Source organism: Bradyrhizobium sp. 63_E2_N1_3, assembly GCF_052076005.1.
GTDB classification, from domain to species: Bacteria; Pseudomonadota; Alphaproteobacteria; order Rhizobiales; family Xanthobacteraceae; genus Bradyrhizobium; species Bradyrhizobium barranii.
Map to the genome: position 1 here is coordinate 4,599,271 of NZ_CP197235.1, position 23,559 is coordinate 4,622,829.

The window sequence follows — 23,559 nt, forward strand, 5'->3', positions numbered from 1 at the left end:
GCTCCCGTGTCCTGGACGCGCCGCAGCGTGAAACGCTGCTGCGCAGAGCCGGGACCCATCTCACCGGCTGGGCCCCGGCTCTGCAGCGCACCGCCGAAGGGGCGCTGCACTGCGTCCGGGGCACGAGACTGGCCTCACGCCACCCGCCGTGCCGCGCCGGCCCTGGTCAAAATCCCGTCGAGACAATCGATCATCTCGGCGATCTCGGCCCGCGTGACGTTCAGCGCCGGCATGAAGCGCAGCGTGTCAAGCTGCGGCGCGTTCAGGAGCACGCCGGCCTCGAACGCCTGCGCGACGATGCCTGGCGCGATCGGCAGCTTGAGGTCGAGCGCGAGCAAGAGGCCACGTCCCCGCACGCCGCCGAGGCCGTGCCGGGCCGAGACCTTCTGCAACTCGCTTTCGAGCAGCAGGCCGGTCTCGGTGACCGTCTTCAGGAAGTCGGGCTTGCTGATCTCCTCCAGCACCGCGAGCCCTGCCGCGCACATGATCGGGTTGCCGTTGAAGGTCCCGCCCTGGTCGCCGTGCTCGAAGCAGGAGGCACGTTCGGTTGCGAGCAGGGCTGCGAGCGGCACGCCACCGCCGATGCCTTTGCCGAGCGTCATGATGTCGGGCGCGATGCCGGTGTGCTCGTAGTGGAAGAGTTTTCCGGTCCGGCCCATGCCGGTCTGGATCTCGTCAAAAATGAGCAGCAGGCCGTGCGCCTCGGTGAGGGCGCGCAGCTCCTGCAGGAACTGATCGGTCGCGGGCCATACGCCGGACTCGCCCTGGATCGGCTCCAGCATCACCGCGACGGTGTTGTCGTTGATCAGCTTTTCGACCGAGGCGATGTCGTTCAGCTTCGCCTTCTTGAAGCCGGCGACCTTCGGCTCGAACAGCGGCTCGAACGCCTTCTTGCCCGAGGCTGACATCGTCGCCAGCGTCCGGCCGTGGAAGCCGCCTGCGAAGCTGATGATCTCGAACGCGCCGTTCCTGTGCAGGCTGCCGTATTTGCGCGCGAGCTTGATCGCGCCCTCATTGGCTTCCGCACCCGAGTTGGCAAAGAACACCTGGTCGAACGCGCTGTTTGCGACAAGCCGCTCGGCAAGTTTCAGGCTCGGCTCGTTGTAGAACGCCGGGCTCGGTGTCAGCAGCCGCTTGGCCTGCGCGGCAAGCGCATCGGCGATCGCGGGCGGGGAGTGACCGAGGCAGTTCACGGCCCAGCCCTGCACGAAATCGAGATAGCGCTTGCGGCTGTCGTCCCAGAGGTAGGAGCCCGCGCCGCGGACGAACACGGCCTTGGGCCGTGCGGTGATGTCCATCAGCGCGTCATACGGATGCGTGGTCATGTCGAACTCCTGTGGGGACGGGGTGGAAAAAGGGCGCAAAAAAGCAGAAAGGCCGCACCTTGCGGGTGCGGCCTTTGCGAAAACTCGGCTGAATTCAGTGGTTCAGCGGCGTCGTCGGACATGGCGCACCCTCTCGTCGTCGCGGAAGCGACGGCGGAGCATTTCGGTGCGCTGATGGGTCCGAGCGTTGATCATGGGGCGGGTCCCTACAGCCGAAGGGCAGGGCTTGTCAAGCGGGCGTTTTGAAGAACACCCGTCCGGCGTGCATCGGCGAGATGGGAGAACGTCACTGAACGCCGTAGCGCGCAAAACTGTCCGCGATGCCGGCGTTGATTGCCTTGGCGGCCGCGATGTCTTGCTCAGCGCCTTCGTTGTCGCCCTTCTTTCGCTTCGCCAGTCCGCGGCCGTCGAGGGAGCCGTCGAGCTCAGGCTTTGCGCTCAGCGCCGCGTCGTAATCCGCAATGGCCGCGTCGAGATTGCCGAGCTTCAGATACGTGAGGGCGCGGCTGTCCAGCGTATAGGGGTCGTTGGGAGCCATCTGCAGCGACTGCTCGCAATCGGCCAGCGCCTCCTGCAGGCGGCCAAGGATCGCACGCGTCATGCAACGCGAATTGAACACGCCCGGATAGCTCGCATTGGCCTTGATCGAGCGATCGTAATCCTCCAGCGCCTGCGCATAGTCGTGGGTGTCGAAATACATGTTCGCGCGCGCAAAGAAATCGCGATCGTTGTTCGGACTGAGCTGAAGCGATTTTGCGAAGTCGGCCAGCGCACGCGCACGGTCGCCGCGGTCGCGGAAGACGCGTGCGCGGTTGCCGTAGGCCGGGCCGTAATTCGGGTCGAGCTTGATCGAGAGATCGAAATCCGCCAGTGCGCGAGCGTCGTCGCCATGGTTGCGATAGGCAGTGCCGCGATTGAAATAGGCCAGCGCAAATTTAGGGTCGAGCTTGATGGCCTGATCGTAGTCGGCCATCGCATGCTCGTAGTCGTTCTTGTGGATGTGGGAATTGCCGCGGTTGTTGTAGTAGAGCGCGTCGCGGGCATTCAGCCGAATCGCGCGCGTGTAGTCGGCAATGGCGTGGTCGGTGTCGCCGAGATCGTCATGGGCGATGCCGCGATTGTACCAGAGGTCGGCGTCTTTCGGATCGAGATCGATGGCACGGTTGAAGTCCGCCAGGGCACGCTCCGTGTCGCCTTTTCGCCGAAACATCTCGCCGCGATTGGCCAGCGCCCGCACATTCGAGGGATCGGCCTTGAGCACGGCCGAGCAGCCGGCGATGCGCTGATCCTCGTTTCCCCCGTCGTCGTCGCCATAGCACCATTGGCGTGCCTGCGCGGCTGACGGCGATCGCGCGGCGGCGGACAGGGCGAACACGGCCATTGCGATGCCGATCGCAGACAGCTTGAAGAGAATCCTTGACGTTTCAGTGTGTTTCATTGTTTTCCACATCGAAACCATTGCGCCTCTAGCGCGTTTGTGATCGAAGGACGCGACTTGGTTCGAACCGAATGCATCACGGATCAGACCAAGAAGGCGGGACCAACCAGATAGTTTGAAGACCTTGTCCGATACGCCTTATCCAATCGACCTCGACAGCATTCGCGGCGCGTTTCCGCCGGGCATCGAGGCGCCATCCCTGCTGGTCGACTTTGCCGATTGGCTGAACGGGCGCCCCTGGGGCAGCGTCGGCCGTTTCTCGCTGCAAGGCCAGTTCTCCGATCAGGCGCCGATCTTCGACGGCAGTCCCTTGCGCGACAGGTTTTCACTGTTCATGCGGCTGCCGGATGGCTCGGCCGTCGGCGGCTGGTATGGCGCGGGTCTTGATCGCGACAATCCGCCGATCGTGGGGCTGGGCTCCGAGGGCGACTACGAGCTGCTCGCGCCGAGCCTCGACGGCTTGCTGGCGAAGCTGACGTCGCAGCAATTTGACAAGGCCTGGAGCGATCTCAAGCCGCATGACGAGGTCGAGTGCCAGACCGACGAGCTCGCGAAATGGCTTGCGGGACAGCCGATCGGCGACAAGGCCGCGTGTGACGACGGTGCCGCGGAGCTTCCCGATTTCCGCGGCTTCGTGGAAAAATGGAGCCGGGATCGCGAAGACTATTGGGCCAATCATCGCTTGATGGCCGAGCTCGGCTGGCGGCTCGCCGCGCATCTGCCCAAGGGCAAGAAGCCCTGGGACAAGACGCGCTTCGAGGTCGCGATCGTCGGCAAGCAGTACGAGGCCCGCGTCCTGACCCTCGGCCCGCAGCCGTTCGAGGAGGCCGCCTCGATCGAATCGCTGTTGCGCGATCTGCGCGAGGAGATGCGCAAGGCACAGCCCGAGCTCGGGCTGTGGCACGCGATGAAATTCGGCCTCTATGTCGACGGCCGCGTCATGCCGAACTTCGAATACGATGTGCGTCCGATCATCGGCGGCGAGCCGGCGCAGCTCTCCGAAGCAAAGGCCGATCTCGCGCGCGCCCCGCGCCCGGAGCGGTGGGTGCCGAAATGGCTGGCGTGACGGAACACCGTCAGAATCCCGTCACGGAGCCGTGCAATCAGGTTGCTGATTGAATTAGCTTCTCGTCGGGGTAGTTCGCTGATGCGCGGCCTTTGTCACCGGTTGATTGTCGCGATCCTGCTGATGTCAGCGGCGTCGGCCGCAGACGCGCAAACCGAGCTCGTGGAAAGCGCCGTTGCCGACCTTCCGATCGTGCTGGCTACCGATCCCGCGCTCACGCGGCCTCACGTGATCACACCGGACGAAAAGAAAAACAGCGATGAGGCCGATGCTGGCGGCGTTATTCTCACCTACGTTTTTGAAACGAAGCTTCACCTTCGGTCGGAGAGGTACTTCCTGGTTGTCTGCAGCTCCGGCGGTAGTGCCGACTACAATTGCGTATTTAACCTGATTGGAGGCGCGGGCGATCTCTATCAAGACCAGATCGAAGGCCTCCGATTCGAGATACCCGGCACGGTTGCGTCTACGCCTCCGGTCAGGTCAATACGATGTTCGACCATCGACGCAAGTACTGCCTTGACGACGACCGGTTGAAGGAGGTTAACTAGCCGTTTCATTACGTCGGCCTCAAGTCAAAGACGCTGCATGACTTGACGTTCTATTTCGATAAGGCTGCGACGAATGCGGTCGGCACCATTCCGAAGGGTGAGTTCGTTGAGGTGCTCGTCGCAAGCGACCGACGTGAGGAGGACTCGTCCGAGCGCTACCATTTCCTCGTTCGGAACAAGAATGGACTGACTGGTTGGGTCAGTCTGGCCGGAGGTCGGCAAGCGGAAGACATCGAGGGAATCTTTTTTGCCGGCGACTAGTGGCTCTGCACAGTGATTTTGACAGGTTGGGTCCGGCGGTCAGATTAGCTCCGGCAGGAGTTTCGGATCAACGAGGACCTCGATGCTGCGAGGCGTCCTTGGCTGCCGTCTGATGAGGCGGGCGCGTTCCAGTGTCAGGACCATCTGGTGAACCGTAGGCGGGCTGACGCGGAAATATTCCTGCATGTCGGTTTCGGCCGGGGGCCTGCGATGCAGCCGGGTATAGAGGTGGATAAAAGCCAGATACTGCCCCTGCGTGGGCGTGAAGGGTTTTGTCGAAGGACTCACGCCGGCCATCCGATTCAGTTGTTCGTGCGTGCCTCGAACGAGGAGGCACGCCATGAATGTACGCTATCGGGTCGAACTCAGCCAAATCGAGCGCACCGAACTGAGGGCGCTGCTCAGCGGCGGCAAGCATGCGTCCCGCAAGCTCAAGCGAGCGCAGATTTTGCTGGCCGCCGATGCCGAGACCAGCGACGAGGAGATCGCAAGGAGCGTCGGCGTGAGCGGCTCGACCGTGTACCGGACCAAGCGACGCTTCGTGGAAGGCAATCTGGAGCGGGCGCTGAGCGAAGAGCCGCGTCCCGGGGCGGAGCGCAAACTCACGGGCAAGGAAGAAGCCTTGCTGGTGGCGACAGCCTGCGCCAGTCCGCCAAGGGGCCGTGCCCGCTGGACGCTAAAGCTGCTGGCGGGTGCGATGGTCAAGCTCACCGAACACAAGAGCCTGTCGCACGAGACGGTTCGGCGGCGCCTGGCCGAGAATGCCCTCAAGCCCTGGCGCAAAGACATGTGGTGCATTCCGCAGGTCGACGGCGAATACGTCGCCCGCATGGAGGATGTGCTCGACCTCTATGCCGAGGCACCCGACTCCAGGCGGCCAGTGGTGTGCTTCGACGAAAGCCCGGTGCAACTCATCGGCGAAACGCGTCAGCCCATCCCGGCCAAGCCCGGCAGGCTCGAACGTTACGATTATGAGTATCGTCGCAATGGCACGGTCAATCTCTTCGTTCTCCTCGACGTGCATCGTCCCTGGCGCAAGGTCAAGGTCACCGAGCGGCGAGCGGCAAGGGATTACGCCCAATGCATGCGTGATCTCGTCGACATCCATTATCCCGACGCCGAGATCATCCGGGTCGTCCAGGACAATTTATCGACCCACTCCGCCGGCGCCCTCTATCAGGCGTTCCCGCCCGCCGAAGCCAGGCGGATTTTGCGACGGCTCGAGTTCCACTATACCCCAAAACACGCAAGCTGGCTCAACATGGTCGAGATCGAAATCGGCGTCCTGCGGGGCCAGTGCCTGGATCGCAGGATCGACGACCCTAAGCGACTGCGCCGCGAAATCACCGCCTGGGAACGACAACGAAATGCCGCCCGCTCCCGCATCAAATGGATGTTCACAACAGACAAGGCTCGCGCCAAAATGGCTGGCGCCTACCCCGCCACTTCCAAAGAGTCATAATCTCTGTGACGAGGTACTAGTCGCGTCGAACCGGTATTCTTCTGCTGTCGTGCCATCTTGACCTCGCGGGAACGGCACCTTCGATCCCCCTGCGATCCCCCTTGACTTAGAGTGCGCTCGAAGGGGTATCTGTACGTGCGTCAGTACGAGAACGGGCACACATGAAGATCGGCGACCTCGCAAAACGAACCGGCTTGTCGACTCACACGTTGCGTTATTATGAGCGCGTCGGGCTGCTGCCATACGCAGACCGGGATCGTTCCGGCCAGCGTGACTTTGACGCATCGATCCTCACATGGATCGCATTCCTCGGTCGGCTCAAGACCACGGGAATGCCGATCCGGGACATGTTGCGTTATGCGGCGCTTCGTGATGAAGGCGAAGCCACCGGGCCAGCCCGGCGGCAGATGCTGGAAATCCACCGGGAACAGGTTCGCACGCAGATTGCCGAACTCCAGGAATGCCTGCTCGTCCTTGATACCAAGATCTCCGGTTATGCCGGCGATGAACAGAGGACGAAGGAAAATGACGCACGCCCATACACAAGCCGAAAGCCGCTTCGATCGCGGCCAGCGGGCCCTGTCACGCATTGACGGCAGAGCCGGCGAAAAGGTCGTCGCCTCGCTCGCCGACATCGCTCCGGATTTCGCACGATACGTGATCGAGTTTCCTTTCGGCGACATTTACAGCCGCCCGGACCTCGGCCTGCGCGATCGAGAGATCGCGACGATCGCCGCGCTGACGGCGCTCGGAAATGCCGCGCCTCAGCTCAAAGTGCATATCGAGGCGGGTCTGAACGTCGGGCTGTCTCGCGACGAGATCGTGGAGATCATCATGCAGATGGCCGTCTATGCGGGCTTCCCGGCGGCGGTGAACGGGCTGTTCGCAGCCAAGGAGGTGTTTTCCGCGCATGACGGACGGCAGGCGTCGGGAGAAGCGACGTGACGAACTTCGAATACGATGTGCGCCCGACCATCGACGGCGAGCCCGCCAAGCTGACCGAAGCCCAGGCCGATCTCGCCCGCGCCCGACGCCCGGAGCGCTGGGTGCCGAAATGGCTGGTTTGACGGAGCTGTAGCCCAGCGACGGTCTGCTCCCTGCAAGCTTGAGGCACAGAGGCTTCCACAGCGTCATGGCCGGGCTTGTCCCGGCCATCCACGCATTGCCCAGTGGCACGAAGAACGTGGATGCCCGGGACAAGCCCGGGCATGACGACCTTCTTCATATCCGGTTGCAGCGACCCGCAAGAGAGGTGACGCGATCGTTGGCGCCGTCAGAACCCCGCGACGCTGCCGTGCAGGTCGTATTGGTCGGCGCGCTCGATCTTCGCGGTGACGATCTCGCCGACGCGCAACGGGCGGCGGCTGGAGAGATAGACCGCGCCGTCGATCTCCGGCGCATCGGCCTTGGAGCGGCCTTTTGAAACCGTCGGGCCGACCTCGTCGATGATGATCTGCTGGCGCGTGCCGACCTTGCGCTTCAGCCGGCGCGCGGAGATCTTCTGCTGGCGGGCCATCAGCGCGTTGTAGCGCTCCTGCTTGATCTCTTCGGGTACAGGATTCTCGATCGCATTCGACGTCGCACCGGCAACCGGCTCGTATTTGAAGCAGCCGAGGCGATCGATCTCGGCCTCATCCAGCCAGTCGAGCAGATAGGCGAAATCGGCATCGGTCTCACCGGGGAAGCCGACGATGAAGGTCGAACGCAAAGCGAGATCGGGACATTCCTCGCGCCAGCGCTTGATCCGCGCCAGCGTCTTGTCCTGCGCTGCAGGGCGCTTCATCGCCTTCAGCACCTCGGGGCTCGCATGCTGGAACGGGATGTCGAGATAGGGCAGCACCTTGCCCTCGTTCATCAGCGCGATGACTTCGTCGACATGCGGGTAGGGGTAGACATATTGCAGCCGGACCCAGGCGCCGAGCTCGCCGAGCTCGCGCGCGAGGTCGAGGAATTTGGCGCGGACCTGGCGATCCTTCCACGGGCTCTCGGCATATTTGAGATCGACGCCGTAGGCCGAGGTGTCCTGCGAGATCACCAGCAGCTCCTTGACGCCGGCGCCGACGAGGCGCTCGGCCTCGCGCAGCACGTCATTGGCCGGACGCGAGACGAGATCACCGCGCAGCTTCGGGATGATGCAGAAGGTGCAGCGGTTGTTGCAGCCCTCGGAGATCTTCAAGTAAGCGTAGTGGCGCGGCGTCAGCTTGATGCCCTGCGGCGGCACCAGATCGAGATGCGGATTGTGGGCGGGCGGCAGCGCGCGATGCACGGCGTCCAGCACGCTCTCATATTGCTGCGGGCCGGTGATGGAGAGCACGCCGGGATAGGCTTGCTCGATCTGCTCGGGTTCCGCGCCCATGCAACCGGTCACGATCACCTTGCCGTTCTCGGCCATGGCCTCGCCGATCGCCGAAAGCGATTCCTGCTTGGCACTGTCGAGGAAGCCGCACGTATTGACGATGACGATGTCGGCCCCGTCATGCTTGCGGGCGAGCTCGTAGCCCTCGGCGCGCAGGCGCGTGATGATGCGCTCGGAATCCACCAATGCCTTGGGACACCCGAGTGACACGAAGCTGACCTTGGGCGCAGCCGTCTGATCCATATCCAAATCTGCCTGATTGACAGGCCTGAGCTAGTCCCAATTGCCCATAATTACAACCCTTTGCATCGCCCTCCGGCATGCTATGGATGAATCGCCGGGTGGTGAGTGAGCTATGAGCGCCGAACAGTCGCCTAAAATCGTGATTGTCGACGAAAGCCCGATCCGGGCTGCGATCCTCGAGGAAGGGTTGCGGGAGGCCGGATTCACGCAAGTCGTCCATATCCGCGAGATGCAGAGCCTGCTCGCCCGTATTTATGCGGTGGATCCCGACATCATCCTGATCGATCTGGAAAACCCCAGCCGCGACGTGCTTGAGGCGATGTTCCAGGTCAGCCGCGCCGTGAAGCGGCCGATCGCGATGTTCGTGGACCAGAGCGATTCAGCCTCGATCCAGGCGTCCGTGGAGGCGGGAGTATCCGCCTACATCGTCGACGGGTTGAAGAAGGAGCGCATCAAGCCGATCCTCGACCTCTGCGTGTCCCGGTTCAACGCCTTCGCAAAACTCCAGGAGGAGCTGGAGCGCACCAAGTCGCAGCTCGAGGACCGCAAGATCATCGAGAAGGCCAAGGGAATTTTGATGAAGGTCAAGGGCCTCACCGAGGACGAGGCCTACGTGCTGCTGCGCTCCACGGCGATGCGCGAGAAGAAGAAAATCGGCGAGATCGCGCAGTCGATCATCACCGCGTCGGAGATGCTGAAATGACCGGTCCCCTCCGCATCGGGTTCATCCCGCTGGTCGACGCCGCCGCCCTGATCGTCGCCGTCGACAAGGGCTTTGCTGCCGCCGAAGGGCTCGAGGTCGAGCTGGTGCGCGAGGTCTCCTGGTCCAACGTGCGTGACAAGCTCAATATCGGCCTGTTCGACGCCGCGCATCTGCTGGCGCCGGTGGCGATCGCGTCCTCGCTCGGGCTCGGCCACGTCAAGGTGCCGATCGCGGCGCCCTTCAACCTCGGTATCAACGGCAATGCGATCACGGTCTCGCCGGCGCTCCATGCCGCGCTGATGGAGGAGATCGACGGTGACCGCTTCGATCCGCTTGTCACGGCGAAAGCGCTGGCGAAGGTCGTCGCGAAGCGTCGCAAGCTAGGTGCCGATCCGCTGACCTTCGGCATGACCTTCCCGTTCTCGACCCACAATTACCAGCTCCGGTTCTGGATGGCGGCGGCCGGCGTCGATCCGGATGAGGATGTGCGCCTCGTGGTGCTGCCGCCGCCCTACATGGTCGATAGCCTCGCCAATGGCCATGTCGATGCGTTCTGCGTCGGGGCGCCCTGGAACTCGGTCGCGGTCGATCTCGGCGTCGGCCACATCCTGCATTTCGTCTCCGACATTCTCGTGCGCGCGGCAGAGAAGGTGCTGGCGGTTCGCCAGGTCTGGGCCGACAAGCATCCGGATGTGGTGGCAGCGCTGGTGCGCGCGGCCGTGAAGGGCGCCGAGTTCATCGAGAACCCCGCGAACCTGTCTGAGGCGGCGCGGATCCTGGCGCAGCCGGAACGGATCGGCGTCGATGCCGAAGTCATTCAGCGAACCCTCACCGGGCGCCTGAAGATTTCTCCCGACGGCACTCTCCGCGAGAGCGGTCGCTATCTCCTGGTCGGACGCGAAGGGGCAGGGCGCCCCGATCCGGTCCAGGCGGCCTGGCTCTATGCGCAGATGGTGCGCTGGGGGCAAACGGCGTTGACGCCTGACGGCGTCAAGACGGCGATGGCCGTGTTCCGGCCCGATCTCTACGACGCAGCCCTCGGTCAGCCATCGCCCGCTGAAGCCCCCGCGGCGTTCGGGGCATTTGCGGGCCCGGCCTTCGATCCCGGTAACATCCGCGGGCATCTGGAGGCCTTCGAGGTCGGACGCTGGAAGGCCTGATTCGGTTCTGCATCGTTTTTAGGCGGAAGAGATCATCGGCTAAATTTTGGGCCGCCTGCTCGAATTTCATGAGAGTTCCAGACCGCGATTTTCCGGGCTCGTCTGTATCCATCTGAAATCAAAGCAATTTTCATTTCATCGAAGCTGGCACGCAACTTGTATGTTGCAGTGCGGCCAGCTTGTCACAGACGCCTGCTGAGCCAAGTCCCGCAGCAACGAAGCTGACCGGACCGTTGGGTGCGCAGCCGGCTTCTTGAGCCAGCCGAGTTCCTCGCGGGTCGCGCAATTTTCCGTCGATGCCACCCGGTGGCCGCAGGAGCTTCGTTACCGACCATGAAAATCGATACGCTCTCAGTCGACTTTTCCGACGAGCAGAAACGCTATCTCGAAGGCTTCACGACCGGTTTGCAGATCAGCCGGGTCGGTCGCGGTCTCGGCGGCAGCGCCGGCAAGGCCAATGCCGAGCCCACGGGCCCCGACGCCGTCCACATCAAGGCGCAGGACAAGGTCATCGCAGCCGGCAAGAAGCTCGCCGACCAGGAGAAGTTCAAGCGCGACGAGCATCCGTTCGATGCCTATCCGCGACTGCGGCAGCAGGCGCTCGACAACGCGCCGCCGAGCCCGGCGGACAATTTCCGCTGGCGCTATTACGGCATCTTCTACGTCGCGCCGACGCAGGACTCCTACATGTGCCGGCTGCGCATCCCGAACGGCATCATGAAGCACTGGCAGCTGTCCGGCCTTGCCGATCTCGCCGACGATCTCTGCGGCCCGTACAGTCACGTCACGACGCGCGCCAATCTCCAGCTCCGCGAGATCCCGCCGAAGAATGCGATCAGGCTGATCGAGGGCATCCAGGACCTCGGCCTGTGCTCGCGCGGCTCTGGCGCCGACAACATCCGCAACGTGACGGGGACGCCGACGGCCGGCATCGACCCGCAGGAACTGATCGACACGCGCCCCTATGCGCGTGAGTGGCACTACCACATCCTCAACGATCGCTCGCTCTACGGCCTGCCGCGCAAGTTCAACGTCGCCTTCGACGGCGCCGGCAGGATCGCGGTGCTGGAGGAAACCAACGACATCGCCTTCACCGCGTTCGAGGTGAAGGATGGATTTGGCGTCGAGCCCGGTGTCTGGTTCCGCCTCGGCCTCGGCGGCATCACCGGCCACAAGGACTTTGCAAAATACTCCAACATCATCGTCAAGCCGGAGCAGGCCACCGCCGTCGCCGACGCCATCGTGCGCGTGTTCATCGATCATGGCGATCGCACCAACCGCAACAAGGCGCGGCTGAAATACGTGCTCGATGCCATGGGTCATGACGGCTTCCTCAAGCTTGTCGAGGAGCGGCTGAAGACGCCGTTCACGCGCGTGCCGGAAGAGGCGTTTGCGCCGCGGCCAGCCGCGGACCGCATGGCGCATATCGGCGTGCACAAGCAGAAGCAGGACGGCTTGAACTGGATCGGCGTCTCGCTGACGCTCGGCAAGATCAGCTGCGATCAGATGCGGGGTTTGGCCAAAGTGGCGCAGGACCTCGGCGACGGCGAGATCCGCCTGACCGTCTGGCAGAACCTGCTGATATCGGGCGTGCGCGACGAGAATGTCGAGCTCGCCATCGCGGCGATCAAGCAGATCGGGCTCGCGGTCGAGGCCTCGCACATCCGCGCTGGCCTGATCGCCTGCACCGGCAGTGCCGGCTGCCGCTTCGCGGCTTCCAATACCAAGCGCAATGCCGCCGAGATCGGCGACTGGTGCGAGCCGCGCGTCGCCATGGACAAGCCGGTCAACATCCACGTCACCGGCTGCCATCATTCCTGCGCGCAGCATTACATCAGCGACATCGGCCTGATCGGAGCGCGCGTGCCGATCAACGACGAAGACACGGTGGACGGCTATCACCTCTTCACCGGCGGCGGGTTCGGTCCCGATGCGGATGTCGGGCAGGAGGTCTATCACGACCTCAAGGCCGAAGACGCGCCGAAGACGGTCGAGGGACTGCTCAAGGCCTATATCGCCCACCGCTCGTCGCCCGACGAGACCTTCCTGTCCTTTGCGCGCCGCCATGATGGCGAAACGCTGCGCAAGCTTGCCGATGCACAGGTGTCCGCATGAACCAGATCACGCCCCCGCCGAAACTCGACATCATTCCCGCCAGCGCGCCGTTCTCCGACGCGCAGCGCTCCTGGCTCAACGGCTTCTTTGCCGGGCTGCTGTCGCCTGATGTGGCCACGCCGTTGTCGGCGGAGCAGGGTGCCGCCGTCATGCAAGCCGGTGACGGCGACGACGGTGAAGCGCCATGGCACGACCAGGCCATGCCGATTGCGGACCGGATGAAGCTCGCCGAAGGCCGTCCCGTGCGCCGCAAGATGATGGCCGCGATGGCGCAGCAGGATTGCGGGCAGTGCGGCTACAATTGCCACGACTATTCGGAGGCGATCGCGGGCCGTAGCGAAGCACGGCTCAATCTCTGCGTCCCCGGCGGCAAGGAAACCGCGCGGATGCTGAAGTCGCTGTACGAGGAGCTGGACAAGGCGCCGGCGGCCAAGGCGGCCGACAAGGTGGATGCGGTGGCGGCGCCGGCCGTGACGGTGACGATCGCCGAGCCCGGCCGCTCGCGCGACAATCCGATCGCGGCGACGTTCCTGTCGCGGCGCCTGCTCAACAAGGGGAAGTCTGAGAAAGAGACCTATCACGTCGAGTTCGATCTCGCCGAGAGCAAGCTCGACTATGTCGTCGGCGATAGTTTTGGCGTGTTCGCACGCAACGAGGTCGGCCTCGTCGATCAGATCATCGCGCTGCTCGGCGCCTCCCACACCACCAAGGTCAACGGCAAGACGCTGCGCGAAGTGCTGATCGACGACGTCTCGCTGTCGCCGGCGCCCGACACGCTGTTCGAGCTGATCTCCTTCATCACCGGCGGCGCGCAGCGCGAGAAGGCGCGGGCGCTGGCACAGGGCGAGGATCCCGATGGTGACGCCGCCACGCTCGATGTCATGGCGGCGCTCCAGAAGTTTTCGGGCACGCGGCCGCATCCGGAGGCCTTCGTCGAGGCGCTGGAGCCGCTCCAGCCGCGGCTGTATTCGATCTCGTCCTCGCACAATGCGACGCCCGGAAAGCTGTCGCTGACGGTGGACTCCGTGCGTTACGTCATCGGCAAGCGCAAGCGGATCGGCGTGGCCTCGACCTTCCTCGGCGAACGCATCGCCGAGGGCGAGAAGCTCAAGGTCTATGTGCAGAAGGCGCACGGTTTCGGCCTGCCGCAGGATCCGAAGACGCCTGTCATCATGATCGGCCCCGGCACCGGCATCGCGCCGTTCCGCGCCTTCCTGCTCGACCGCAAGGCGACCGGCGCGCCCGGCAAGAACTGGCTGTTCTTCGGCCATCAGCGCAGCGATTGCGATTTCTTCTATCAGGAAGAGCTCAACGCGATGAAGACCTCGGGGCTGTTGACGCGCATGTCGCTGGCCTGGTCGCGCGACGGCGAGAAGAAGTTCTACGTGCAGGACCGCATGCGCGAGGTCGGCCGCGAGGTGTGGACCTGGCTTGCCGAAGGCGCGCATCTGTACATCTGCGGCGATGCCAAACGCATGGCCAAGGACGTCGAGCGCGCGCTGGTCGACATCGTCGCGCAGTTCGGGGCGCGTTCGACGGATGAGGCCGTCAGTTTCGTCGCCGAGCTCAAGAAGACGGGCCGCTTCCAGGCTGACGTCTACTAAGGCGCGAGCCGATCAGCGCAAATCGTCCCGGCGGCGCAACCGCCGGACGTCGCGCCGTTGGCCGCTTCTACTGTGCATGGGGTTGTTTTCGATAATTTTGTTTGGAGGGGGCTGAAGGCCTCCGCCCGGCTGTCATCCCACCGTCATCCGGGCCGGTTCCAGCTGGCTCGGATCTTAACGAATAAGATTCTCGGAACCCTTGGGTGCAGAGAATTTGCACCTGCGACGGGGCGCCTTCAGAGAACCTCCATCGCTATTTTCTCCGCCATCTTGCCTCCCGCCAGGGTTGATCCTTCATACTCCCACAAATGGGGCGTTGGAGATCGACCATGCGCGAACTATCGGCGGAAGCCAGGCTGCACTTCTACGCGCGCTCGCTCTCGCGTCGGACCGGGGCGAGCATGCATCACGTTGGGCTCTACAGCGCCTTCGCGGTCATCGCGGCCATCGTGTTCGGCACGCTCTCGGTGCATCCGTTCTGATTACGCCCCGCGCTTGAACGGCGCGACCTCGATTCCCGCATCCTTCAACGCCTGACGCAGGCCGCGCGCGATGTCGACTGCGCCCGGCGTATCGCCGTGGATGCACACCGTGTCCGTGCGCATCTTGATCACCTTACCAGTGACCGAAACCACCGCACCGTCCTGCACCATGCGCACCACGCGGTCGGCGATGGCCTTGGCATCGTGCAGCACCGCGCCGGGCTTCTTGCGCGAGACGAGGTTGCCGTCGTCCTCATAGGCGCGGTCGGCGAACACCTCGTGCACCATCGGCAGATTGGCCTCTTCGCCGGCCTTCACCAGCTTTGAATTGGCGAGCACGACGAAGATCAGGCTCGGGTCGACCGCCCTAATGCCGGCGGCGATCGCCTTGGCCGTCATGTCATCCTCGCAGGCGACGTTGGAGAGCGCGCCATGCGCCTTCACATGCGTGACCTTGTGCCCGGCCGCGGTCGCGATAGCCTGCAGCGCGCCAATCTGGTAGGCGACGAGGTTCTCGATCTCGGAAGCCTTCAGGCCCGCGATCGGATGGCGGCCGAAACCGTGCAGGTCGCGGTAGCCAGGGTGGGCGCCGACCGAGACGCCGCGCGCCTTCGCGAGCTCGACCGTCCGGCGCATGATGTCGGGGTCGCCGGCATGGAAGCCGCAGGCGACGTTGACCGAGCTGGCAAGCTCGATCATCGCGGCGTCGTTGCCCATCTCCCACGCGCCAAAACCTTCGCCGAGGTCGCAGTTGAGATCGATCGTCTTCATGGGGTGCTCTCCGCCTCTGGTCGTCTTGTCGCTTACGGCTCCGCCGTGACCTGCCAGGTCCCGGCATCCATGGCGCTCACCGCATAGCCCGCGACATTAGCATCGCTGAGCGCCTCGATGTTCAGCTCGACGGTATCGGAAGAGCGCAGGCGATCGGGCAGGTTGCGGATGAGTTGCGCGAACTTGCGCGCCTCCTCCTGCGCCTCGGCCATGGTGACCTCAAGGAAGCGGAACGCGGTTCCCGCCGAGGTCTGTGCGAGGCGGCCGACATCGGCCGTGATCACGGTTGCGATCTTCGGATAGCCGCCGGACGTGCCGCGATCCATCATCAGAGCGATCGGCGAGCCGTTGCCGGGGACCTGGATGCTGCCGTTGACGGTGCCGTCGGAGACGATGTTGTGGCCATGCAGATGCTTGATCGCCGGGCCCTCGAGCCGGTAGCCCATGCGGTCGGAGGTCGCCGAGATCTTCCACTCGCTATCGAGGAACAGCGCCTTGTTGGCGTCGTCGAACTCGTCGTCCTGCGGTCCGAGCAGGACGCGGATCGGACCTGTTGCAGGCTTCGGCAGCTCGATGCGCAGCTCGGGCGCGCCGCTTGCGGCATCAACTGTGAATTCATCGCCGGCCTGCAGCGGGCGCGGGTAGGGGCTGCCGAGGCCCGCGCGGGCGTTCACCGCAAGGCTGCCGAACACCAGTTCGCCTTTGATCCCGCCTTCGATCGCCAGATAAGTGAACGCGCCGCCGCGGGCAAAGCCCAGCGTCAGCGTCTCGCCGTCCTTGAGCGTCACTGACGTGTCCATGGCCACCGGCTTACCGGCGACGTCCGCATTGCGCGGCGCGCCTGATATCGCGACGCGCACGGCGCCGTCTTTGGCAGTGAACGTGGCGCCGAAGGGGCCGATCTCGACGACGGCCGCGAACGGCGCGTTGCCGACCAGCGTGTTCGCTGCCGCCAGCGACAGACGGTCCATCGCCCCGCTGACCGTCAGGCCGTAGCGCTGCGCGCCGTGGCGGCCGCCGTCCTGAACGGAGCTTGCGGGACCGATGCTGGCGATCACGAGCCGGCTCATGCGACCACCTGCTCGGCGATGATCTCGCCAGCCTCGGCGGCGCGATCCTGTTCCTCGAAGGTCTTGTGGTCGATGGCAAAAAACGTCACGCGATCACCGGGTTCGGTGAGAAAGGTCGGATTCCGGTGGAGTTGATAGGTTCTGACCGGCGTGCGGCCGAGCAGGTGCCAGCCGCTTGGCGCGGCCAGGCACTGGATTCCGGCCTGGATACCGCCGATCGAGATCGTGCCGGCGGGCGTGAACAGCCGCGGGCTCTGCCGCCGCGACATGTGAAGGGATTTGTCGAGGCCGCTGAGATAGGACCAACCCGGGGTGAAACCGATCATGGCAACGCGGTAGTCGCCGGCGATGTGACGGGCGACGATGTCGTCGGGCGTGGTGTTCAGCGCCTTGGCGACATCCTCGAGGTCGATGCCGTGTTCGCCGCCATAGGCGACGGGAATGCGCCAGCGCCGCGCCTTCGTGGCCGGCGGCAGCGGCTGGCTGGCGAGTGCAAGCAGCTTTTCGCCGAGCGCGTCGAAGCCGATCTTGCCGGGGTCGTAATGCACCAGCAGCGAGCGATAGGTCGGAACGGTCTCGGTGATGCCGTCGATGGGGCTTGCTGCGAGCGCCTTGTCGAGCGCGAGCACGCGCTCGTTGGCGGCGTCATCGATGGTGCGGCTGAATTCGACCGTGACGGCGCTGTCGCCACTGGGCAGAAGGCGGGGCGGGGGAAGCGTCGCGGCCATGAGCTGTCGAAGGGCTGTCGAAATCGGGCTTCTCAGGAAATGCGGGCTCAGCCTTGAGTTCCGCTTTTCCTTGCTTCGCGTAAATGCGCCCGCAAGTCCAATAAATTAATGCAAGGGGAAACGATAAAGCGTTGTTATCGCGTCGCATAACAGCCCAGCGGCCCTGCGTTCTTGCTGGCCCTTTGGCCCTTGACGCAAGGGCTGCGGCTCGCAAGATGCCCGCGTTCTTTCCCGCCCATCCGGAGCTCGTTCTCGTCCATGTCGCTGTCCCCCGAAGCCCGCAAGACCCTCGCCGCCATCACCACTGCCACCATCACCACGGTCCTGCTGAAGAAGGGCCTGCGCAACGTGTGGATGCGCGGCGCGCGTCCGCTGCGTCCGGGCCTGCCGCGGCTGGTCGGGCCGGCCTTCACGCTGCGCTTCGTGCCGGCGCGCGAGGATCTGGCGACGCCGGAATCCTGGTCCTCGCCGATCTCGACCCGCACCGCGATCGAGGCGATGCCGGACGGCTGTATTGCCGTGGTCGATGCCATGGGCATCACCGATGCCGGCATCTTCGGCGACATCCTCTGCGCGCGCATGATGAAACGCGGCGTGACCGCACTCGTCACCGACGGCGTGGTGCGGGACGTCGAGGGCGTGCTCGGCACCAATCTTCCGGTGTGGTGCGACGGCTATGCCGCGCCGCCGTCGGTTGCAGGCCTCACCTTCGTCGGCTGGGGCGAGCCGATTGGCTGCGGCGGCGTTGCGGTGTTCCCGAACGACATCGTGGTCGCCGACCAGGACGGCTGCGTGCTGATCCCGCAGGCGATGCTCGATCACGTGCTCAATGAGGGCGTCGAGCAGGAGCGGATGGAAGCCTGGATCGTCAACGAGGTGAACAACGGCGCGGTGCTGCCGGGCCTCTATCCCATGAACGCCGAAACCAAGGCGCGCTACGCCGCCAGCAAGAAGTAACAGGAAACGAGGTATCCCATGGAAATCACCGTCGCAGGCACGCGGCCGACCCGCCGCGCGCCGAAGGAAAATTTTACGGGCACCGTGTTGCAGGACCCCGTGATCATGGCGCCGGCGCCGGCGCGGCTGAACTGCTCGCGCGTCGCCTTTGAGCCGGGCGCGCGTACCAACTGGCACCACCATCCGCTTGGGCAGACGCTCTACGTGATTTCCGGCGTCGGCCGCGTCCAGACCAAGGGTGGCCCCGTCAAGGAGATCCGTCCCGGTGACACCGTCTGGATTCCGCCGGGTGAACTGCACTGGCATGGCGCTTCGCCAAACAACAGCATGTGCCACATCGCCATGCAGGAAGCGCTCGACGGCGTCTATTCGACCTGGCTGGAGCCGGTGACCGACGCGGAGTACGGCGCGGCGCTGGGCTAATCTCTCGTGCCCCGGATGCAATGCAGCGCGTAAGCGCGGCGTTGCTGATCCGGGGCCCACAAGTCTCCTCAAAGCAAGAGCCCTTGGGTCCCGGCTCAGCGCAGCAACGCTGCGCGTTGCAGCGCGTCCGGGACGCGGCAAATCACATCCGCTCCGCCGTCCACGTGCCCGTGCACAGGGGGCCGCGCCATGTGCCGGAGCCTGAAGTGCCGCTGAGCCGGCCGAAGCCGACGGCGCGTTTGATCCCGGTGCTCAAGGTGACGTTGATGCTGCCGGCATCGGCCACGCGGCCGGATGCTGAAACCACAGCGCTGCTCGACGCGATCTGACCGTTGCTGATGCCGATCGAGACCGTTGCGCCGTTACCGCAGGTCTCGCTCGAAGATGAGATGCGTACATTCCATGCGCCGTCGAAAGTGGAGGTCGCCGCGCCCGCCTGCGTCAGCGGGACGGCGATGGCGACAATGCTGGCGAAGAGACCTCTGCAAAATCCGTTCATGACACGCCCCGTTGGTTGACCATGGGGGGATCGTGGCATGAGCGCGGAACCCGCGATGTGAGGGCTGTCACGTGCGCAAGGGGCTCTGTGAGGTGGCGCACCTGCCATGACGCAGCGTGCAAAAGCAAAGGGGCCCGCATTGCGGGCCCCTTGTCTTAGTCAGAACGTCATACCCGAGGTCAGTTCACGCGCGTCCAGGTCTGGCCGCCGCAGAACATGCCGCCGAAGGCGCAGCCCTGCACGCGCAGGCGGTCGGTGCCCTTCATCGCGATCGTGGAATCGTAGGTTGAGCCGGAGTTGGGATCGAGGATGCGGCCGGACCATTTCTGATCCTTGTTCTGGTCCTTGGCGGGTTTCATGTTGATGAGGACCTGTTCGCCGTTCTGGTTCGATTTGCTGTCGACCGAATAGCCGCAGAGATTGCTGCCGCATTGCTCGATGCGGACCTTGCCTTCCTTCTCCTCGGTCAGCCAGATGCCGAGCGGTGAATTGAGATCGCGCGCGGGCGCGGCTGTGGGAGCCGGGGGAGCGACGGCGGCGGCCTGAACGGGTGCGGGGGCTGGAGGCGGCGCCGGGGGTGCAGCAGCCACAGTCGGGGCCGGCGGCGGCGCCACGGTGGGCGCTGCCTGCTGCCCGACCGGAGCGGGCGCCGGAGGCGGTGCAGGTGGCGGCAACACGGCCGCCTCAGCCGGCGCGTTGCTGGCGGTTGCGGACGGCGGCGGAGCGGGCGGGGGCGGAACTGGCGGCGGCGCTGCGGCGGCCGGCGCCTGTTCGGTTGCGGGCGGCGCTGCGGCAGGGGCGGGAACTGGCGCCGGAGCGGCCGGTGGTTGCGGATCAACCTTGGCCTGTTGCGGCGCCTGCTGGCCCGGGGTCGTCTCGTTCTTCTTGGCTTTCTTCGCCTTGCCCTGGCCGGTGTTGTCGTAGACGCCGGGGATCTGCACCGTGCCGCGGTCCGGATCGATGCGGATGGTGCGCCCGCCATATTCGAAAGTGTACTGCGCCTGCGCAGCGGTGCTCGCCAAAAGGAATGCGGCCGTGGCCAACAGCTTCCTCATTTCCGTCTCCTGAACAGCTGGTCCCCGTACCAACGCTTACGCGCCGGTTCGATCGCAAAAAGTGATCTAGATCACTGTCACCGTATGAGTCGTGGTCCGGCGGTTCCGGGTTCAATAACGCTGAACTCCGTCCAGAGTTGGACGGCGGCGCGGCGCAGCTCTGGACGGGGTATGGGATGGGCAATTAAAACCGTTGTGGTTGAAGCTTCCGAAAGCACACGCAAATGCTATGGCCGCGACTTGGCGAACTTGTTCTGATCGTAGTCGCTTGCCTTACTGCGACACTGGCGCACGCGGCGGGGCTCGGGTTTATCGAAGTGCCGGCGGACGCCGGCGGCCCCGCGCTCACGGGCATGGTGTGGACACCTTGTGCGGCGCCGCCCTCCGAGGTCGTTCTGGGCGGCGGTGTCGTCCTGCCGGGTGTGAAGGATTGTCCGGTAGCGGGCAGTCGACTGCCGCTGATCGTCGTGTCGCACGGACGGCGCGGCTCGTTTTTGGGGCACGTCGACACGGCGACCGCATTGGCCGATGCCGGCTTCGTGGTCGCTGCGATCAATCACCCGGGCGACACTGCCAGGGACAGCAGCCGGACCGATGAGTTCTCCGTCCTGGTCGAGCGTCCCGCCGACATGAAGCGGCTTACGGATTTCATGCTCGGCGCCTGGAAGGAAGCGGCGGTCCTGGACCCCAAGCGGGTTGGTTTGTTCGGGTTCTCGCGCGGCGCCTATACCGGTCTCGTCGTGATCGGCGGCAACCCCGATTTCGGCGCGCTCGCTCCGCTTTGCGACGGAGATGCAGCCAAGACGCCAAAATGCCAGGCCATTCGCGATGGCCTTGTGCCAACAGAGGCGGCCGTACACGACTCCCGCATCAGAGCCGCCGTGCTGGCGGATCCGCCGCTTTATGAAGGCCTTTTCAACCGGGAGCGCCTCGCCAATGTGACGATCCCGATTCTCTTGTGGCGTTCGGCGCTCGGCGGCGACGGTGTCGTGCCCGCTTCAGTCGATACGCTGGAACAAATGCTTCCCGCGCGCCCTGACTTCCGGATCGTGCCGAACTCGTCGCACTTTTCCTTTCTTGCGCCATGTCCGCCCAAGCTGGCCCAAGCCGCGCCGATCCTGTGCACTGATCCGCCCGGGTTCGACAGGAAAGCGTTTCACAGCGCCTTCAACGACGCGGCCGTGAGCTTCTTCCGCAAGCATCTGGAGTGACGGACAAGATCGGTCGCTAGTCGAACCAGGCGGCGTAGATCTTCCTGTAGCTGCCGTCCTCCATCGAGATGTGCAGCCACTGGTCGACGAAAGCCTTCAGCGCCATGTCGCGCTGGAGCCAGTAGGCCTTCTCCGAGAAGTCGAACGGCTTTTCGGGATGCACCGCGCAGAGCACGCCGGAATGCTGCTTCTGCTGGTAGCGGGTCTCGGAGGCGTCCGTCATCATCAAATCGGCGTTGCCCTTGGCGATCTCGTCGAAGATCACGGTGTTGTCGGGGAAGACGTTGATCTCGGCGTCCTTGATGTTGGCGCGCGCGAACCGCTCGTTGGTGCCGCCGGGATTGACGATGACGCGGGTGCCCTTCTTGTCGATGTCGGAGATGGTCTGGTACTTGCCGACGTCGGCGCAGCGTGCGATCGGCGTCTTGCCTTCACGCATGATCGGCATCGAGAAGAAGCCCTTCCTCTGCCGGTCGAGCGTGACCGAGACGCCACCCATGGCGATGTCGAACTCGTCGGCCTCGAAGTCCTTCATGAGCTTCGGCCAGGCCGTCGGCACGAATTCGACCTTGACGCCGAGCGCCCTGCCCAGCGCCTCCGCCATGTCGACGTCGAAGCCGCTGAACTGCTGTGTCGCCTTGTCCAGGTAGGTGAAAGGCTTGTAGTCGCCGGTCATGCCGACGCGCAAAGTGCCGCGCTTGACGATCTCGTCGAGGCGCGACGGCGCCGGCTGCTGCGCATATGCTGAAAAGTTCGCCAGCAGGACCGCGGCCAAAGCCGCCACGATTCGAACGATCATCTCTTTTCCACCCATGCCCGAGCTGTCATTGTGCAGCTCTTGAAACCTGGATTTAGACCAGATGCCCGTCGCTGGCGAGGCGGAATTGAAGGGAATTTTGGGGTGACGATCTCGATGTATGACGCCTCGGTCGGCGTCTTCGTGCCGTATCTGCGCAACCTGTCGGCACTGCTGGACAAGGGCGTCGCCTATGCGGAAAGCCGGAAGTTCAATCCGGCCGTCCTGCTCGGCATGCGCATGGCGCCGAACATGTACGATCTGGCGCAGCAGATAGGGGAGGCGTGCCGCCATGCCACGGTCGCGCCAGCCTTGCTGGCCGACCAGGAGCCGGTGGCGCTGCCGGCGCTGGAGCACGACATCGCCGGGCTTCAGGCGCGCATTGCGACGTCAATCGAGTTCATCGAAAGCCTGTCGCGCGCCGAGATCGATAGTGCGGCGGAGCGGAATGTCTTCTTCAGGCTGAAAAACGGGACCGAGCTGCCCTTCACCGGGCGGACGCTGCTGCTGACGTTCAGCGTCCCGCAATTCTTCTTCCACGTCACGACGTCCTACGACTTGCTCCGGCATGCCGGCGTCGAGCTCGTGAAGCGGGATTTTCTCGGCCCCCGCGAGCGCTAGGCTTCGCCCTTGCGCTCGTAATCGGCGAGCGAGCTGCGGCCGGCGATCTCGCTGCGCAGCTCCTCGAAGCGCCGATGTGCCTCGTCCTCGTGCGCGTCGACGAAATGCACCGCGGCTTCGCTCGTCATCGGGCCGCTGACCACGGGCGCGGACTGCTCGCCGATGGTCTCGTGGACGTAGAACTGGTCGTCATCGCCGCGATGGACCGTCCATTTCAGACGGATCGCCACCATCGGCCCCGGACCGACCTTGCTGTAGCCATCGGCATCGGTGTGCTCCGGCACCAGCGGCTGCTCCTCGACCACAGGATGCTCGTGCTCGTCGACCATCGCATGCTCGTCGACCACCACATGCTCGTCGGCGATCGGATGCTCGTCGGCGACGACCTGCTCACCGTCGACCACCATTTCGGTCTCGGTCTCGCGGACGGGCTCGGGGTGCTCCAAAATGCTGGCGATGGTTGCCAGCGCGTGGTCGGTCGGGTCGATCTCTGACAAGGGTTCATCCTCCAGCTCGACGCGGCCGGCAAGTCTGTCCCACTGCCGCCGCGGCCGGACTTATTACGCGGGTTTGATTAAGGCTGAGTTGGGGCTCGATCTGCACCAAAATGGGACGCATTCTGGCGTTCCGGAGGCGGGCGGATAACCGCCCGCCCGGAGGTCGGC

The 23,559-nt window shown here is 64.5% G+C and carries 26 protein-coding genes; 16 read left to right on the plus strand and 10 right to left on the minus strand.

All coding sequences use genetic code 11. From position 1 onward, the window contains the following. Window positions 1–134 precede the first annotated feature (134 nt). Together AB7531_RS21880 and AB7531_RS21885 are read right to left on the minus strand one after the other, a co-directional pair. Window positions 135–1,325 carry an acetylornithine transaminase gene (locus tag AB7531_RS21880; RefSeq protein ID WP_063983223.1) on the minus strand — a complete coding sequence of 397 codons (1,191 nt, stop codon included), beginning with the start codon at window positions 1,323–1,325 and terminating at the stop codon, window positions 135–137. A 286-nt stretch (window positions 1,326–1,611) separates the two neighbouring features. Then, window positions 1,612–2,763 (minus strand): tetratricopeptide repeat protein, encoded by a 1,152-nt coding sequence (locus AB7531_RS21885; RefSeq protein WP_231142031.1) that lies wholly within the window; start codon window positions 2,761–2,763, stop codon window positions 1,612–1,614. 124 nt (window positions 2,764–2,887) lie between these two features. Between AB7531_RS21885 and AB7531_RS21890 the strand changes: the two genes are divergently transcribed. The 7 genes from AB7531_RS21890 (at window position 2,888) to AB7531_RS21920 (ending at window position 7,167) form a co-directional block, all read left to right on the plus strand. Then, window positions 2,888–3,829, plus strand: coding sequence for a hypothetical protein (locus tag AB7531_RS21890; RefSeq protein WP_063986364.1), 942 nt, complete (start codon window positions 2,888–2,890; stop codon window positions 3,827–3,829). A gap of 81 nt (window positions 3,830–3,910) precedes the next feature. Continuing rightward, window positions 3,911–4,363 (plus strand): hypothetical protein, encoded by a 453-nt coding sequence (locus AB7531_RS21895; RefSeq protein WP_063983225.1) that lies wholly within the window; start codon window positions 3,911–3,913, stop codon window positions 4,361–4,363. 56 nt (window positions 4,364–4,419) lie between these two features. Continuing rightward, entirely contained in the window at window positions 4,420–4,638 is a 219-nt protein-coding gene (locus AB7531_RS21900; protein ID WP_063983226.1) for an SH3 domain-containing protein, read from the plus strand. 340 nt (window positions 4,639–4,978) lie between these two features. Continuing rightward, window positions 4,979–6,100 (plus strand): IS630 family transposase, encoded by a 1,122-nt coding sequence (locus AB7531_RS21905; protein WP_063981152.1) that lies wholly within the window; start codon window positions 4,979–4,981, stop codon window positions 6,098–6,100. 161 nt (window positions 6,101–6,261) lie between these two features. Continuing rightward, window positions 6,262–6,693: a MerR family transcriptional regulator gene (locus tag AB7531_RS21910; protein WP_084795125.1), complete on the plus strand. Its 432-nt coding sequence runs from the start codon at window positions 6,262–6,264 to the stop codon at window positions 6,691–6,693. Next, window positions 6,626–7,045, plus strand: a complete 420-nt coding sequence (locus tag AB7531_RS21915) for a carboxymuconolactone decarboxylase family protein (protein ID WP_063983227.1) — start codon at window positions 6,626–6,628, stop codon at window positions 7,043–7,045. Before AB7531_RS21910 ends, AB7531_RS21915 begins: the two co-directional genes overlap by 68 nt. Next, window positions 7,042–7,167 carry a hypothetical protein gene (locus AB7531_RS21920; protein ID WP_256376405.1) on the plus strand — a complete coding sequence of 42 codons (126 nt, stop codon included), beginning with the start codon at window positions 7,042–7,044 and terminating at the stop codon, window positions 7,165–7,167. The genes AB7531_RS21915 and AB7531_RS21920 overlap by 4 nt, the downstream gene beginning before the upstream one ends. A 206-nt stretch (window positions 7,168–7,373) precedes the next feature. Here AB7531_RS21920 and rimO read toward each other — a convergent pair whose 3' ends face one another. After that, entirely contained in the window at window positions 7,374–8,699 is a 1,326-nt protein-coding gene (rimO, locus tag AB7531_RS21925; protein ID WP_063983228.1) for a 30S ribosomal protein S12 methylthiotransferase RimO, read from the minus strand. A 112-nt stretch (window positions 8,700–8,811) separates the two neighbouring features. On the opposite strand from rimO, the gene AB7531_RS21930 reads away from it, so the two are divergent. From AB7531_RS21930 to AB7531_RS21950, 5 genes are all read left to right on the plus strand, one after another. After that, window positions 8,812–9,402 (plus strand): ANTAR domain-containing response regulator, encoded by a 591-nt coding sequence (locus tag AB7531_RS21930; protein ID WP_027559205.1) that lies wholly within the window; start codon window positions 8,812–8,814, stop codon window positions 9,400–9,402. Then, complete coding sequence (locus AB7531_RS21935; protein WP_063983229.1) at window positions 9,399–10,562, plus strand: CmpA/NrtA family ABC transporter substrate-binding protein; 1,164 nt, start codon at window positions 9,399–9,401, stop codon at window positions 10,560–10,562. The genes AB7531_RS21930 and AB7531_RS21935 overlap by 4 nt, the downstream gene beginning before the upstream one ends. 333 nt (window positions 10,563–10,895) lie before the next feature. Beyond that, complete coding sequence (locus AB7531_RS21940) at window positions 10,896–12,677, plus strand: NirA family protein (RefSeq protein WP_063983230.1); 1,782 nt, start codon at window positions 10,896–10,898, stop codon at window positions 12,675–12,677. Further along, on the plus strand, window positions 12,674–14,281 hold the full coding sequence (locus AB7531_RS21945; protein ID WP_063983231.1) for a sulfite reductase subunit alpha: 1,608 nt from the start codon (window positions 12,674–12,676) through the stop codon (window positions 14,279–14,281). The genes AB7531_RS21940 and AB7531_RS21945 overlap by 4 nt, the downstream gene beginning before the upstream one ends. 329 nt (window positions 14,282–14,610) lie before the next feature. Beyond that, window positions 14,611–14,763, plus strand: a complete 153-nt coding sequence (locus AB7531_RS21950) for a hypothetical protein (RefSeq protein WP_014495196.1) — start codon at window positions 14,611–14,613, stop codon at window positions 14,761–14,763. Here the strand turns inward: AB7531_RS21950 and AB7531_RS21955 are convergent, their stop codons facing one another. Genes AB7531_RS21955 through pxpB form a run of 3 tightly spaced genes read right to left on the minus strand, consistent with a single transcriptional unit; the run spans window position 14,764 to window position 17,332 of the window. Next, window positions 14,764–15,534: a LamB/YcsF family protein gene (locus tag AB7531_RS21955; RefSeq protein ID WP_063983232.1), complete on the minus strand. Its 771-nt coding sequence runs from the start codon at window positions 15,532–15,534 to the stop codon at window positions 14,764–14,766. A gap of 32 nt (window positions 15,535–15,566) precedes the next feature. Further along, entirely contained in the window at window positions 15,567–16,604 is a 1,038-nt protein-coding gene (locus AB7531_RS21960; RefSeq protein WP_063983233.1) for a biotin-dependent carboxyltransferase family protein, read from the minus strand. Beyond that, a complete protein-coding gene (gene pxpB, locus AB7531_RS21965; RefSeq protein ID WP_063983234.1) occupies window positions 16,601–17,332 on the minus strand; it encodes a 5-oxoprolinase subunit PxpB in 732 nt (243 codons plus the stop codon). The genes AB7531_RS21960 and pxpB overlap by 4 nt, the downstream gene beginning before the upstream one ends. 258 nt (window positions 17,333–17,590) lie before the next feature. On the opposite strand from pxpB, the gene AB7531_RS21970 reads away from it, so the two are divergent. Further along, the gene (locus AB7531_RS21970) at window positions 17,591–18,289 is read left to right on the plus strand and encodes a ribonuclease activity regulator RraA (protein WP_063983235.1); all 699 of its coding nucleotides are present in this window, start codon (window positions 17,591–17,593) and stop codon (window positions 18,287–18,289) included. A gap of 18 nt (window positions 18,290–18,307) precedes the next feature. After that, on the plus strand, window positions 18,308–18,712 hold the full coding sequence (locus tag AB7531_RS21975; protein ID WP_063983236.1) for a (R)-mandelonitrile lyase: 405 nt from the start codon (window positions 18,308–18,310) through the stop codon (window positions 18,710–18,712). Window positions 18,713–18,854: 142 nt separating this feature from the next. Here the strand turns inward: AB7531_RS21975 and AB7531_RS21980 are convergent, their stop codons facing one another. Then, window positions 18,855–19,211: a hypothetical protein gene (locus AB7531_RS21980; RefSeq protein ID WP_063983237.1), complete on the minus strand. Its 357-nt coding sequence runs from the start codon at window positions 19,209–19,211 to the stop codon at window positions 18,855–18,857. 179 nt (window positions 19,212–19,390) lie between these two features. Further along, the gene (locus AB7531_RS21985) at window positions 19,391–20,266 is read right to left on the minus strand and encodes a DUF2147 domain-containing protein (RefSeq protein ID WP_063983238.1); all 876 of its coding nucleotides are present in this window, start codon (window positions 20,264–20,266) and stop codon (window positions 19,391–19,393) included. Between the two features lie 317 nt (window positions 20,267–20,583). Here AB7531_RS21985 and AB7531_RS21990 point away from each other — a divergent pair, with 317 nt between their 5' ends. Further along, window positions 20,584–21,477: an alpha/beta hydrolase family protein gene (locus AB7531_RS21990; protein WP_354102518.1), complete on the plus strand. Its 894-nt coding sequence runs from the start codon at window positions 20,584–20,586 to the stop codon at window positions 21,475–21,477. A 16-nt stretch (window positions 21,478–21,493) separates the two neighbouring features. Here AB7531_RS21990 and AB7531_RS21995 read toward each other — a convergent pair whose 3' ends face one another. Continuing rightward, a complete protein-coding gene (locus AB7531_RS21995; RefSeq protein WP_063986365.1) occupies window positions 21,494–22,276 on the minus strand; it encodes a transporter substrate-binding domain-containing protein in 783 nt (260 codons plus the stop codon). Between the two features lie 114 nt (window positions 22,277–22,390). Here AB7531_RS21995 and AB7531_RS22000 point away from each other — a divergent pair, with 114 nt between their 5' ends. Beyond that, window positions 22,391–22,894, plus strand: coding sequence for a DUF1993 domain-containing protein (locus tag AB7531_RS22000; protein ID WP_028158770.1), 504 nt, complete (start codon window positions 22,391–22,393; stop codon window positions 22,892–22,894). Here the strand turns inward: AB7531_RS22000 and AB7531_RS22005 are convergent. Next, window positions 22,891–23,391, minus strand: coding sequence for a hypothetical protein (locus AB7531_RS22005; protein WP_063983240.1), 501 nt, complete (start codon window positions 23,389–23,391; stop codon window positions 22,891–22,893). The genes AB7531_RS22000 and AB7531_RS22005 overlap by 4 nt on opposite strands. Between the last annotated feature and the right edge of the window lie 168 nt (window positions 23,392–23,559).